Source organism: Paracoccus marinaquae, from assembly GCF_018860165.1.
In the GTDB taxonomy this organism is placed as follows: domain Bacteria; phylum Pseudomonadota; class Alphaproteobacteria; order Rhodobacterales; family Rhodobacteraceae; genus Paracoccus; species Paracoccus marinaquae.
In genome coordinates this window covers 48578-60991 of the sequence record NZ_JAHKNG010000014.1, presented here as the reverse complement: position 1 = coordinate 60991, position 12414 = coordinate 48578, and the positions used below count along the sequence as shown (strand labels likewise).

At 64.7% G+C, this 12414-nt stretch carries 12 protein-coding genes; 1 reads left to right on the top strand and 11 read right to left on the bottom strand.

All coding sequences use genetic code 11. From position 1 onward, the window contains the following. Positions 1–3 precede the first annotated feature (3 nt). Positions 4–948 (bottom strand): UDP-N-acetylmuramate dehydrogenase, encoded by a 945-nt coding sequence (gene murB, locus KNW02_RS09960; protein ID WP_216033121.1) that lies wholly within the window; start codon positions 946–948, stop codon positions 4–6. A 177-nt stretch (positions 949–1125) separates the two neighbouring features. After that, positions 1126–1437: an ETC complex I subunit gene (locus KNW02_RS09955; RefSeq protein WP_216033120.1), complete on the bottom strand. Its 312-nt coding sequence runs from the start codon at positions 1435–1437 to the stop codon at positions 1126–1128. A 144-nt stretch (positions 1438–1581) separates the two neighbouring features. Here KNW02_RS09955 and KNW02_RS09950 point away from each other — a divergent pair, with 144 nt between their 5' ends. Further along, the gene (locus KNW02_RS09950) at positions 1582–1854 is read left to right on the top strand and encodes an I78 family peptidase inhibitor (protein WP_216033119.1); all 273 of its coding nucleotides are present in this window, start codon (positions 1582–1584) and stop codon (positions 1852–1854) included. 26 nt (positions 1855–1880) lie between these two features. Here KNW02_RS09950 and KNW02_RS09945 read toward each other — a convergent pair whose 3' ends face one another. From KNW02_RS09945 to sufB, 9 genes are all read right to left on the bottom strand, one after another. Beyond that, entirely contained in the window at positions 1881–2714 is an 834-nt protein-coding gene (locus KNW02_RS09945; RefSeq protein WP_216033118.1) for a 2OG-Fe(II) oxygenase, read from the bottom strand. Positions 2715–2834: 120 nt separating this feature from the next. After that, complete coding sequence (gene uvrB / locus KNW02_RS09940; protein WP_216033117.1) at positions 2835–5021, bottom strand: excinuclease ABC subunit UvrB; 2187 nt, start codon at positions 5019–5021, stop codon at positions 2835–2837. 68 nt (positions 5022–5089) lie between these two features. Then, positions 5090–6304, bottom strand: a complete 1215-nt coding sequence (locus KNW02_RS09935; RefSeq protein WP_216033116.1) for an NAD(P)/FAD-dependent oxidoreductase — start codon at positions 6302–6304, stop codon at positions 5090–5092. Positions 6305–6405: 101 nt separating this feature from the next. Further along, a complete protein-coding gene (locus KNW02_RS09930; RefSeq protein ID WP_216033115.1) occupies positions 6406–7617 on the bottom strand; it encodes a cysteine desulfurase in 1212 nt (403 codons plus the stop codon). Beyond that, entirely contained in the window at positions 7614–8204 is a 591-nt protein-coding gene (locus tag KNW02_RS09925; RefSeq protein WP_216033114.1) for a Yip1 family protein, read from the bottom strand. Before KNW02_RS09925 ends, KNW02_RS09930 begins: the two co-directional genes overlap by 4 nt. Then, on the bottom strand, positions 8201–8689 hold the full coding sequence (locus KNW02_RS09920; protein ID WP_216033113.1) for a hypothetical protein: 489 nt from the start codon (positions 8687–8689) through the stop codon (positions 8201–8203). The genes KNW02_RS09925 and KNW02_RS09920 overlap by 4 nt, the downstream gene beginning before the upstream one ends. Continuing rightward, the gene (locus tag KNW02_RS09915) at positions 8686–10032 is read right to left on the bottom strand and encodes a SufB/SufD family protein (RefSeq protein ID WP_216033112.1); all 1347 of its coding nucleotides are present in this window, start codon (positions 10030–10032) and stop codon (positions 8686–8688) included. The genes KNW02_RS09920 and KNW02_RS09915 overlap by 4 nt, the downstream gene beginning before the upstream one ends. Beyond that, positions 10032–10787 carry a Fe-S cluster assembly ATPase SufC gene (gene sufC, locus KNW02_RS09910; protein WP_216033111.1) on the bottom strand — a complete coding sequence of 252 codons (756 nt, stop codon included), beginning with the start codon at positions 10785–10787 and terminating at the stop codon, positions 10032–10034. The genes KNW02_RS09915 and sufC overlap by 1 nt, the downstream gene beginning before the upstream one ends. A 78-nt stretch (positions 10788–10865) precedes the next feature. Continuing rightward, positions 10866–12386, bottom strand: coding sequence for a Fe-S cluster assembly protein SufB (sufB, locus tag KNW02_RS09905; protein ID WP_216033110.1), 1521 nt, complete (start codon positions 12384–12386; stop codon positions 10866–10868). Positions 12387–12414: the final 28 nt, after the last annotated feature.

The window sequence follows — 12414 nt, the reverse complement described above, 5'->3', positions numbered from 1 at the left end:
GACTCAGCCCGATTTCCCGCCCTCGGGCAGCGGCTCGCCGACGCGGATCACCTCCCATTGCAGCTCATGCCCGCTGTCCTCCAGCACCCGGCGCCGGACCAGCTCGCCCAGGGCCTCCAGTTCGGCGGCACTGGCACCCCCGGTGTTCAGCAGGAAGTTCGGGTGCTTTTCCGACATCTGCGCCCCGCCCCAACTATGGCCGCGCAGACCCGCCCGGTCGATCAGCGACCACGCCTTCAGGTCGTGGCTGTCATCGGCGCGGCCGGTCGAGCTGAACCCCGCCGGGTTGCGGAAGGTCGAGCCGGCACTGCGTTCCTTCGTGGGCTGCGTCTCGTCACGTTTCGCCAGCTGCTGCGCCATCTTCTCATGCAGCGCATCGGGATCGCCACGTTCGGCCCGGAAGCTGGCTTCGGTAATGATCCAGCCGTCGGGCAGTTCAGAGTGACGATACCCGAATCGCAGATCCTGCGGCATCAGGACCACCTGTCTGCCGTCGCGTGTGACGGCGCGGACCTGGGTCAGATGATCGGCGACGTAGTACCCATAGCAGCCGGCATTCATCCGCACCGCCCCGCCGATGCTGCCCGGGATGGTGCGCAGGAAGCTGAGGTCGAGCCCCGCATCGCCGGCGCGTCGGGCGACATGGGCGTCCAGCGCGGCGGCACCACAAGTGACCGTGTCGCCGTCGATTTCGATGCCGTTGAACCCGCGCCCCAGCCGGATCACCAGACCGCGGATACCGCCATCGCGGATGATCAGGTTACTGCCGACGCCGATCGTAAAGACCGGCACGGCCGGGTCGAGCGCGGCGAGAAAACCGGCCAGATCGTCCACATCGGCAGGCTGGAACAGCCAGTCGGCGGGGCCACCGACGCGCAGCCATGTCAGCGCGTCGAGCGGTCGGTTCGGGGTCAGCACGCCGCGCGGCGTGGGTGGATCGAAGGTCATCGGATGCTGGTAGCCAGAGCCGCCCGGTGCGTCAATATCGTGGATGATGCGCCGCGGTCTCGGTCACATGTCAGCGCGCCAAGGGGCAGTGACGCGCGGGACCGAAAGGCAAGGGTCCTTCAAGGATCGCGGCATGTCAACGATCTGCACGAACAACCCGTCCGATGCCTCAAAAGGTCAGTGGGTCCACGGAGCGCGACGGTCGGTGGCGAAATTCTCGCCGTAGCCGCGCGGGCGGACATTGGCCGAACGTGCGTGCGGATCCTGCACGACATAGTCCAGCCCCTGCTCGCGCGCATAGGCCTCGGCCTGCTTACGGGTCTCGAAACGCAGCCGCACCTGGCTCTGGGTATCATCGCTGCTGGTCCAGCCCATCAGCGGATCGATCGCGCGCGGGTCGGCTGCAGGAAATTCCAGCACCCAGCCCTTGCTCCGCGCGGTGCCGGACTGCATGGCGTTGCGGGCTGGCTGGAAGATACGGACACGCATGGTCGGCCCCATTTGCTGACGATTCCGGGCAGTTTATCGCCAATCCGCCGGATCTGTGCAAGCCCTGCGGGAACGCGACCGGGCGGAAGGCGTTAGGCTGGCAGAGAAACTGCCGGCCGGCAGCATTACAGGGAAAGGCACATCATGTTCAGAATCACCCGCACCGCGCTTCCCCTTGTGGCACTCGCCGCGCTGACCGCCTGCGCCCCCGCCAAGACGACCGAGCGCCCGCCGTTCTGCAGCCCCGATGACAATCAGGCACTGGTCGGGCAGAATATCGGTGATGTCACCCTGCCCGAGGATCGCCCCGTCCGGGTCATCAGCCCCGGCCAGGCGGTCACGCAGGACTTCAGCCCGTTCAGGGTGAACGTCCATGTCGATGACAAGGGCTGGATCCAGCGCGTGGCCTGCGACTGAGCCGGACGGCGGGGCGTCCTGCCCCGTCAGAACCCCAGCCGGCGCAGCGGGCCGATCACCCGGCGATACATGACCGGCGGCAGAACGTCCTGCAGAATCTCGTTCCGCCGCGTTTCCCGATCAGCCTCATCGGCGGTGCCGGGGCGCGGCTTGAACAGGGTGGTATGGGATTTCTTGGTGCCATCCCAGGTCGCGGTATAATAATACAGCGCCATCGACATCCGCGGCTGACCTTCCGGGTGGTTCACCGTCGTCGGGTTGCCATGCCAGGTGGTCGAGCCGGTATTGAAGCAGACCATCCGGTTGAACTGCGGCACGAAACTGGCCACCTGTTCGGTCATCTCGTTGTTCCAGATCTCGAACGAGCCGCCATATTCCTCTTTCCAGTCCTTGTTCAGGTAGATCAGGACATTCAGGCGGCGTTCCAGATTGAGGATGGCGTTGTGGTTGAAATCGGCATGGATATCCAGATGCCCGCCATTGGCGACCATATGGATGCCACCGCCGGCGAAATAGGGATCCGGGATAAGCCCCTTGATGCCGGTCATGTTTTCAAGGAACTGCACGAAGGGCCTTGAGTTCAGCGTGTAGAACAGGTTCCGCGTATAGGGTGGCAGGCGTTCGGGAATATAGCTGGTCTTCAGCTTTTCCTGCGGCCGGTCAAAGCTGGTCTCGCTTTCGGGCAACTGCTTCAGATCCTCGCGCACCCGGTCCAGCACCTCTTCGGGCAGGAAATCGTCAAAGCCGCCATAGGGATAGGGCTTGCGGTTGCGATATTCGTCGGACGCGGCCTTGCCCGCCGCCTTGGCGACCTCGGCATCCATTTCCAGCGTTTCGGGATCAAGGGCGAGAACCGGCATGAGAACACCTCTACTGATGAAATTTCGGGACAAGTAATAGCCGTTCACAGGCAGATTCCAACAGGTTTTGTTGTGTTCTAACCATTCCGACAGATAGCGCCCTGACCTCGACCGCCGGCCCTAGCGACGCTTGCGCGACCGCTTGTTTCCCCCGCGCTGTCCCGCCCGTCCGGCGGTCGAACGGCCCGAGGATTTCACCGCCGCCTCGGCCGCCTCCTCGATGGCGGATTGCCGGGCCAGCGGATCGTCGGCAATGGCCAGATCGACCGCTTCCAGCCGCCTGACCTCGTCGCGCAGCCGCGCGGCCTCCTCGAATTCCAGGTTCTCGGCGGCCTTGCGCATCTGTACCCGCAGCGCATCCAGATGCGCGGCCAGATTTGCGCCGACCAGCGGCTTGTCCACCTTGGCGGTGATCCGCGACTGGTCGGTATCGCCCTGCCACAGCCCGGCCAGAACATCGTCGACATTCTTGCGCACCGTCTGCGGGGTGATGCCGTGCGCCTCGTTATAGGCCATCTGCTTGACGCGGCGACGTTCGGTTTCGGCCATGGCGCGTTCCATGCTGCCGGTGATGCTGTCGGCATACATGATGACCCGGCCGTCGACATTCCGCGCGGCCCGGCCAATGGTCTGGATCAGCGAGGTCTCGGACCGCAGGAAACCTTCCTTGTCGGCATCGAGGATCGCCACCAGCCCGCATTCGGGAATGTCCAGGCCCTCGCGCAGCAGGTTGATGCCGACCAGAACGTCGAAGGTGCCCAGCCGCAGGTCGCGCAGGATCTCGATCCGCTCGATCGTGTCGATATCGCTGTGCATGTAGCGCACGCGGATGCCCTGCTCGTGCAGATATTCGGTCAGATCCTCGGCCATGCGCTTGGTCAGGGTGGTGACCAGCGTGCGATAGCCGTTGGCGGCCACGCGCCGCACCTCGTCCAGTAGGTCGTCGACCTGCATCTCGACCGGCCGGATCTCGATCTGCGGGTCCAAGAGGCCGGTCGGACGGATGATCTGCTCGGTGAAGACGCCGCCGGTCTGGTCCAGTTCCCATTCCTTCGGGGTGGCGCTGACAAAGACCGATTGCGGGCGCATCGCGTCCCATTCCTCGAATTTCAGCGGTCGGTTGTCCATGCAGGACGGCAGCCGGAAACCATGCTCGGCCAGCGTGGACTTGCGCCGGAAGTCGCCGCGATACATGCCGCCGATCTGCGGCACCGAGACATGGGATTCGTCCGCAAAGACAATCGCATTGTCGGGGATGAACTCGAACAGCGTCGGCGGCGGCTCGCCCGGGGCGCGGCCGGTCAAGTAGCGGCTGTAATTCTCGATCCCGTTGCAGACGCCAGTGGCCTCCAGCATTTCCAGATCGAAATTCGTCCGCTGCTCCAGCCGCTGCGCTTCCAGCAGCCTGCCCTCGCCGGTCAGCTGCTTCAGCCGCTCGGCCAGTTCCTTACGGATGCCCTTGATCGCCTGCTGCATGGTCGGGCGCGGGGTGACGTAATGGCTGTTGGCATAGATGCGGATCTGCCGGAAATTGTCGGTCTTCCGTCCGGTCAGCGGATCGAATTCGGTGATCGTCTCCAACTCGTTGCCGAAGAAATCGAACCGCCAGGCCCGGTCTTCAAGGTGGGCGGGCCAGACCTCGACCACATCGCCGCGCACCCGGAAACCACCGCGCTGGAAAGCCGCATCGAGGCGCCGGTACTGCTGCGCCACCAACTGGCCCAGAAATTCGCGCTGGTCATAGCTGTCGCCCACGACCATGTCCTGTGTCATCGCCGAATAGGTCTCGACCGAGCCGATGCCGTAGATGCAGGACACCGAGGCCACGATGATCACGTCATCGCGTTCCAACAGCGCGCGGGTGGCCGAATGGCGCATCCGGTCGATGGCCTCGTTGATCTGGGATTCCTTCTCGATATAGGTGTCGCTGCGCGGCACATAGGCTTCCGGCTGGTAATAGTCGTAATAGCTGACGAAATATTCCACCGCGTTGTCGGGAAAGAAGCCCTTGAACTCGCCGTATAACTGCGCCGCCAGCGTCTTGTTCGGGGCGAGGATGATCGCCGGGCGCTGCGTCTCTTCGATCACCTTGGCCATGGTGTAGGTCTTGCCGGTGCCGGTGGCGCCCAGCAGCACCTGATCGCGTTCGCCGTCGCGCACGCCCTGCGCCAGTTCGGCAATCGCCGTGGGCTGGTCGCCCGCCGGCTGGAACTCGCTCTGCATGACGAAGCGTTTCCCGCCCTCCAGCTTGGGGCGGGTCACCTCGGGAAAGCGCGCGACCGGCGCGTTGGTGTTATTGTGGCCCATGGCCGTCAAGGTGGTCGCACGATGGCGAAAGTCAAGCCGGGCTGCTGACGGATTGCGTCAGCAGGCGGTCACCGCTTCAGCCGGCCCGGCTGAAGCTCGGCCCAGCCCTCGCCGCCATTCATCTCGTCGGCGAGGATCTCGGCGGTGACCGGGCCAAGGGTAAAGCCCTGATGGCCGTGGCCGAAATGCGCCCAGAGGTTCTGCTGGTCCGGCACGCGGCCCACCACGGGCAACATGTCGGGCATGCAGGGGCGGCGGCCGGTCCAGGGCTCGGCCTCGACCGGGGCGCCGATGCCGAACAATTCCTTCGCGGCCTTCTCGCCATGGCTCAGCTGCGGCGGCAGCAGGCGCGGATGGCTGGTCAGTTCCGCGGCGGTGGCGATGCGCAGGCCCCGCCGCATCGGGGAAAGCACCACCGAATTTGCGAAATCGGCGATGGGATGATGCGGCGGTACGTCCATGTGATAGTGGCGGTGATAGCCGCGCTTGTAGACCATCGGCACCTTCAGCCCATAGCGGGCCACCAGCATCGGCGACCAGGGCCCAAGCGCGACGACGGCATGTTCGCCCTCGCCCTCATCGGCCACCCAGGCCGCGCCCTTGCGGTGCAGGTCGCCCGCGTCGCCGTTGATGACCCGCCCGCCGCGCTTTTCGAACAGCGCCGCATAGCGCGCCACCAACCCGCCGGGATCCGAGCAGTTCCAGCTGTCGGACCAATGGGTCGCACCCTCGATCTCGATCTTGATCGACGGCTCCAGCGCGCGCAGTTCCTTGCCATTCAGCAGCGTCGCCTCGACGCCGAATTCCGTGCGGAAACGCTCGACCGCGGCCCGCCCCTTCTCCATCTTCGCGGGCGTCCGATGCAGTTCGATATAGCCGTCGCGGCGAATGATGTTGTCCGCCCCCGCCGCCTCGATCAGCGGCCCGTGGCGTTCGGTGGACTGGCGGATCAGCTTGCCCCAGGTTTTCGAGGCACGCTTATGTGCCGCAGGCAGCGAGTTCCGGGCATAGGTGAAGACCGCGCCCGCCTGCGACAGCAGGCCGGGAATGTTCCATTTCACGTCATAGCCACGACCCAGGGCGATCTGGATCAGCGCGCCCGGCGCCAGCGGCATGGCATAGGGTTCGACCGCCTCGGTCTGGATCAGCCCGGCATTGCCATAGCTGGTCTCGCGGCCCGGCGCGTTGCGGTCGACAATGGTGACGTCATGCCCCCGCGCCTGCAACGCCAGCGCCGTGCTGACACCGACCATCCCCGCGCCCAGAACCAGAATTTCGGACATGACTGTCTCCCTGCCGACTGACAGAGAGAGATGCAGAATCCGCCCGCTTGCGGCAAGAAATTTCGGGCATTCTTCGGCGAGTTACCAAAACTTTGCAAGATTCAGGCGAAAAGCTCGCGACAGAAGATCAATCCTTCGATCAAAGCATCGACTTCGCCGGTGGTGTTGTACATGGCGAAGGAGGCACGCGCGCTGGCGGTGATTCCGTAGAACTCCATCAGCGGCATGGCGCAATGGGTGCCGGCACGGACGGCGATGCCCTTCTTGTCGAGGATCGTGGACAGGTCATGCGCATGCGCCCCCTCCATCGTCATCGAAAAGATCGCCCCCTTGTCCGGCGCATCGCCCTGCACGTTCAGCCAGTTCAGCGCCCGCAGCCGGTCGCGGGCATGGTCGCGCAGCGCGCGTTCATGCGCGGCGACATTTTCCATGCCCAGATCCATCAGGTATTCCAGGGCCGCGCCAAGGCCGATCTGGTTGACGATGCCGGGCGTTCCCGCCTCGAAGCGCAAGGGCGGGTCGGCATAGTCGATACCCTCGCGAGTGACGGTGCGGATCATGTCGCCGCCGCCCATGAAGGGGCGCATCTCGGCCTGACGCTCGGCCCGGATCCAGATCGCGCCCGAGCCGGAGGGGCCGTAAAGCTTGTGCCCGGTGATGCAGTAGAAATCGCAGCCGATCGCCGCAACATCGACCGGCATATGCACCGACGCCTGAGAGCCGTCGACCAGCACCGGCACATGGGTACCCTGCGCGATCGCCGCGACATCGACCACGGTGCCGGTCACGTTCGACATATGGGTGACGGCGATCAGCCGGGTCTTCGGCCCCACCGCCGCCAGCAGTTTTTCGGGCGGCAGGCTGCCGTCGGGCTCGGGCTCGACCCATTTCAGCGCCACGCCCTGCCGTTCGCGCAGGAAATGCCAGGGCACGATATTGGCATGATGTTCCAGCACCGACAGCACGATCTCGTCGCCCGGCTGCAGGCGCGGCGCGGCCCAGCCATAGCTGACAAGGTTGATCCCCTCGGTCGAGCCGCTGGTGAAGATCAGCTCGTCCTCGCGCGGGGCGTTCAGAAAGCGGGCGATGATGGCGCGGACACGCTCGTAGTTGTCGGTGGCGAGATTGGACAGGAAATGCAGCCCGCGATGGACATTGGCATATTCGCCCTCATAGGCGCGGGTGATCGCGTCGATGACCTGACGCGGCTTCTGGGCGCTGGCGCCGCTGTCCAGATAGACCAGCGGCTTGCCGTTCACCTGCCGCGACAGGATCGGGAAATCGGCGCGGACCTTGTCGATGTCGAAACTCATTGCGAAATCTCCGGAAGCAGGCCGAAGGCCGCGGCAAGGACGGACAGGACGAAACCGGCAAGAAAGGCGGTCGCGACCAGACCCAGAAAGACCTTGGGGCCGCTGCGGAACCCGTGCAGCGCCTTGGTGAACTGCACCGTCAGCCACAAGAACAGCGCGATGGCCAGCATCCCGAGGATCCCCGCCAGCGGCGGCATGACCACCGACAGCAGCACCTGCGCCAGTTGCACGATCAGCAACACTGCCTCGATCCAGACGGTCAGCAGCAGCGCGTCCTCGAACCGCCCCTGCCCGCCGAACAGCCGCCCGACACCTGCCATCAGCGCGGCCGCCAGAACCACCGCGACAAGTTGCATCCCCGCCATCGCCATGGGCTGCGCGGTCAGCGACAGGATCGGGGCCTCGCCTTCGGGCAGCGGAAACATCTGCGCCGAGATCCAGGCCAGCATGGCCGAAACCGAGACCGCCAGCAGCAGCGCCATCCAGCGCGCCGTGATCGGCCAGCCCGCAGCGATCAGCGATTTCGCCGCCGCCTCGGGGTTACGGAATGTCAGGCCAACCAGCGCCTGTAGATCGTCGGAACTCATACTTTCCTCGCCAGTGCCGCGATACCGGCGGCCCAGATCACCACGAAACCGATGCCGACCAGGCCTTGCGTCAGGATTTGTGCCGCACCCGGCCCGACCAGCCCCGCGACCATGCCCCACAACAGCATCGCCGGCGCCACCGCCAGCAGCGCCCAGAACAGGGCCAGCCGCGAATCCTCGGGGCGCAGCCGCCACGGCGTCAGCCGCGACAACAGTGCCACCAGCGAGGCCAACCCATAGGCCAGAAGCGGCATGATGAAGATCACCGCCAGCAGCGCGCCGCCCATCCGCCCCTCAAGAGGGACGCTTGGATCCAACTGAGCCTCGCGGGCGTGCAGCGGCGCCTGCGCGATCAGGAAGATCAGCATGGCCGCCATCAGCAGGACCAGCTTGCCCGCCTCGGGCATGGCCGAAAGGCCCCGCACCACTTCGCGCGGAGCCCACCAGCTTTGCAGGATACGCGGCAGGATGCCGCCGCGTCTCACTGACTGTTGGCGCGTCGGGTCAGCCAAGCTTCCAACCGATCGTTGATCTGGCCGCGCAGCACCTCGTCCTCGATCTCTTCCAGCGCGTCGGCGAGGAAGGACAGGACCAGGAACACGATGGCGCGGTCCTTCGGCACCCCGCGCGAGCGCAGGTAGAACAGCGCCGTCTCGTCCAGCGCGCCGGTGGTCGATCCATGCGAGCATTTCACGTCATCGGCATAGATTTCCAGTTCGGGCTTGGCCAGGAACTGGCTGCGTTCGTCCAGCAGCAGCGCCTGGCTGATCTGGTAGCCATCGGTCTTCTGCGCACCCTGCTTCACCAGGATCTTGCCCTGAAACACGCCCTCGGCACCGTTCTTCAGCACCTTCTTGAAAACCTGCCGGCTTTCGCAATTCTCGGCGGCATGGGTGATGAAGACGGTATCGTCGTGATGGAACGGCCCCTTGTCGCCATCGCCCAGAACGGCGGCGGCGATATGGGCCACCGCGTCATCGCCGACGATCTCGATCACGCCCTCATGGCGCATCAGCGTACCATTGACCGACAGCGCAAAGCTTTTCAGCTGCGCCTCGGCCTCGACCCGCGCGAACAGATGCGAGATGCCCAGCTTCTGGTGGCCAGCCCGCTTGGCGGTGATGTGGTGCAGTTTCGCACCCTTCGCCAGATCGACCTCGAGCACACCGTTCGAGCGCGCGCCAACCATGCCGGTTTCCAGCAGGGTCAGTTCCGCGCCCTCTTCCACGCGGATGACGTGATGCCAGATGACATCGGCACTCTCCGAGGCGCGGCGATGCAGGATATGCACGGGCTTTGCCGGCTTTCCCGTCACCCGGATCAGCACACCGTCCCGCGCGGCCGCCGTATTCAGCGCCGCGAAGGGCCGGCTGACCGGCTTCTGGCCGGCGGTCTCCAAAGTGCCGTAAAGGCCCCTGGCCCAGTGATCGGGCTGCATATCGGCCTGCGCCAGCGTCCCGATCTCCAGCCCCGCCAGCGACAGGTCATCCGAGGCTGCCGCATCGAAAACGCCATCGACGAAGATCAGCACCAGCCGGTCAAGATCCGTGAACAGCGGCGAATCGGGCGATTTCGCGGCGATGGGAATGGGCTGCGGTTGCGCCGCGTTGAAGGGACGCGGGTCGGTATAGCGCCAGTATTCGTCGCGCGGCCCCGGCAGCCCCATGCCGCGCAGCCGGACCAACGCATCGGCGCGGGCGGCGGCGGTAAAGCCGCCCTTCGGCAGGGTCAGCGCGTCAAGCCGGGCCTGAAGCGCGTCAGCCGGTTTCGGCGCGCCGACGCTCTGCTGCGGCGTCGCATCCTTGGTCTGAACGGCAACCTGCGACATCAGCCGGCCTCCGACAGGATGTCGCCATAGCCCTCTTCCTCGACCTGCAGGGCCAGTTCCGGCCCGCCGGTCTTGATGATGCGGCCATTCGACAGGATATGGACCACATCCGGCTGGATATGGTTCAGCAGGCGCTGATAATGGGTGATGACCAGAAAGCTGCGATCGGCCGAGCGCAGCGCGTTCACCCCGTCGGCCACCAGCCGCATGGCATCGACATCAAGGCCCGAATCGGTCTCGTCCATGATGCACATGCGCGGCTCCAGCATGGCCATCTGCAGGATCTCGTTGCGTTTCTTCTCGCCGCCCGAGAATCCGACATTGACCGGACGCTTCAGCATGTCGGCGTCGATCTGCAGGTCCTTGGCCTTGGCCCGGACCAGTTTCAGGAACTCGCCCGAGGACAGTTCCTCCTCGCCGCGCGCCTTGCGCTGCGCGTTCACGGCGGTGCGCAGGAAGGTCATGTTGCCGACGCCCGGGATCTCGACCGGATACTGGAAGGCCAGGAACAGGCCCGCCGCCGCACGTTCCTCGGGCTCCATCGCCAGCAGGTCGCGGCCGTCCAGCGTGGCCCCGCCCTCGGTCACCTCATAGCCGTCGCGGCCCGACAGCACATAGGACAGCGTGGACTTGCCCGAGCCGTTCGGCCCCATGATCGCATGGACCTGGCCGGCCGGCACCTCAAGGCTGAGGCCATTGAGGATCTGCTTGTCTTCTTCCTCGAGCTTGACGTGCAGATTGTTGATCTTAAGCATTTTTACCTCATCAGATGGTGGCAGCGGTGCCGCAGCCCGGCACCATCATCATGTCATCCCGCGCCCGAGCCGGGCGCCTTAACCAACCGAGCCTTCCAGCGAAATCGCCACCAGCGACTGCGCCTCCATGGCAAATTCCATCGGCAGCGCCTGCAGCACCTCGCGGCAGAAGCCGTTGACGACCAGCGCCACCGCCTCTTCCTCGTCCATCCCGCGCGAGCGGCAATAGAACAGCTGGTCATCATCGACCTTGCTGGTCGTCGCCTCGTGCTCGACCCGGCTCGAGGTATTCTTGACCTCGATATAGGGCACGGTATGCGCGCCGCATTTATCGCCGATCAGCAGGCTGTCGCATTGCGTATAGTTGCGGCTGTTGGTCGCGCGCGGATGCATCGACACAAGCCCGCGATAGGTGTTCTGCGCCTGCCCGGCAGAAATCCCCTTGGACACGATGCGCGAGCGCGTGTTCCGGCCCAGATGGATCATCTTGGTCCCGGTATCGGCCTGCTGGAAGTTGTTGGCGATGGCGATCGAATAGAACTCGCCCTGCGCCTCTTCGCCGCGCAGGATGCAGGACGGGTATTTCCAGGTGATGGCGCTGCCGGTCTCGACCTGCGTCCACATCACCTTGGCGCGGGCCTCGCGGCAATCGGCGCGCTTGGTGACGAAGTTGTAGATGCCGCCCTTGCCTTCCTCGTCGCCCGGATACCAGTTCTGGACGGTCGAATACTTGACCTCGGCATCCTCCAGGATGACGATCTCGACCACTGCGGCATGCAGCTGATGCGTGTCGCGCTTGGGCGCGGTGCAGCCTTCCAGATAGCTGACGTAAGAGCCCTTGTCGGCGATGATCAGCGTACGCTCGAACTGGCCGGTATTTTCCGCGTTGATGCGGAAATAGGTCGACAGCTCCATCGGGCAGCGCACCCCCGGCGGCACATAGACGAAGCTGCCGTCGGAAAACACGGCGCTGTTCAGCGTGGCGAAGAAATTGTCCGATTGCGGCACGACGCTGCCCAGATATTTCTTCACCAGTTCCGGATGTTCGCGAATCGCCTCGGAAATCGGGCAGAAGATCACCCCGGCCTTGGCCAGTTCATCCTTGAACGTGGTGCCAAGGCTGACGCTGTCGAATACCGCGTCCACCGCCACCTTGCGGGCTTCGGCGGGGGTTTCCTCGGCGCCCTCGACGCCGGCCAGGATCATCTGCTCCTTCAGCGGGATGCCCAGCTTTTCATAGGTCGCCAGAAGCGTCGGATCCACCTCGTCCAAGGACTTGGGCTTCACTTCCATGCTCTTGGGACGAGCATAGTAATACTGGTCCTGATAGTCGATATCGGGATAGTTCAGCATCGCCCAACGCGGCTCGGACATGGTGACCCAGCGGCGATAGGCATCCAGCCGCCATTCGGTCATCCATTCCGGTTCCTCGTTCTTCTGCGAGATCAGACGGACAATATCCTCGTTCACCCCCTTCGGGGCGAAATCCATCTCGATCTCGGTATTCCAGCCATATTTATAGCTGCCCATGTTCTGCACGGTCTCGACCGTTTCACGGTCGACTCCGTCGCGAACGTCAAGATCGGTGATCTCCGTCATGTCTCGTCCTTCCTCGGGCCGGGCAATC

Excerpts from the sequence above, each read along its gene's own strand:
- murB (WP_216033121.1), bottom strand. The coding sequence starts at position 948 with ATGACCTTCGATCCACCCACGCCGCGCGGCGTGCTGACCCCGAACCGA.
- KNW02_RS09955 (WP_216033120.1), bottom strand. The coding sequence starts at position 1,437 with ATGCGTGTCCGTATCTTCCAGCCAGCCCGCAACGCCATGCAGTCCGGC.
- KNW02_RS09950 (WP_216033119.1), top strand. The coding sequence starts at position 1,582 with ATGTTCAGAATCACCCGCACCGCGCTTCCCCTTGTGGCACTCGCCGCG.
- KNW02_RS09945 (WP_216033118.1), bottom strand. The coding sequence starts at position 2,714 with ATGCCGGTTCTCGCCCTTGATCCCGAAACGCTGGAAATGGATGCCGAG.
- uvrB (WP_216033117.1), bottom strand. The coding sequence starts at position 5,021 with ATGGGCCACAATAACACCAACGCGCCGGTCGCGCGCTTTCCCGAGGTG.
- KNW02_RS09935 (WP_216033116.1), bottom strand. The coding sequence starts at position 6,304 with ATGTCCGAAATTCTGGTTCTGGGCGCGGGGATGGTCGGTGTCAGCACG.
- KNW02_RS09930 (WP_216033115.1), bottom strand. The coding sequence starts at position 7,617 with ATGAGTTTCGACATCGACAAGGTCCGCGCCGATTTCCCGATCCTGTCG.
- KNW02_RS09925 (WP_216033114.1), bottom strand. The coding sequence starts at position 8,204 with ATGAGTTCCGACGATCTACAGGCGCTGGTTGGCCTGACATTCCGTAAC.
- KNW02_RS09915 (WP_216033112.1), bottom strand. The coding sequence starts at position 10,032 with ATGTCGCAGGTTGCCGTTCAGACCAAGGATGCGACGCCGCAGCAGAGC.
- sufC (WP_216033111.1), bottom strand. The coding sequence starts at position 10,787 with ATGCTTAAGATCAACAATCTGCACGTCAAGCTCGAGGAAGAAGACAAG.
- sufB (WP_216033110.1), bottom strand. The coding sequence starts at position 12,386 with ATGACGGAGATCACCGATCTTGACGTTCGCGACGGAGTCGACCGTGAA.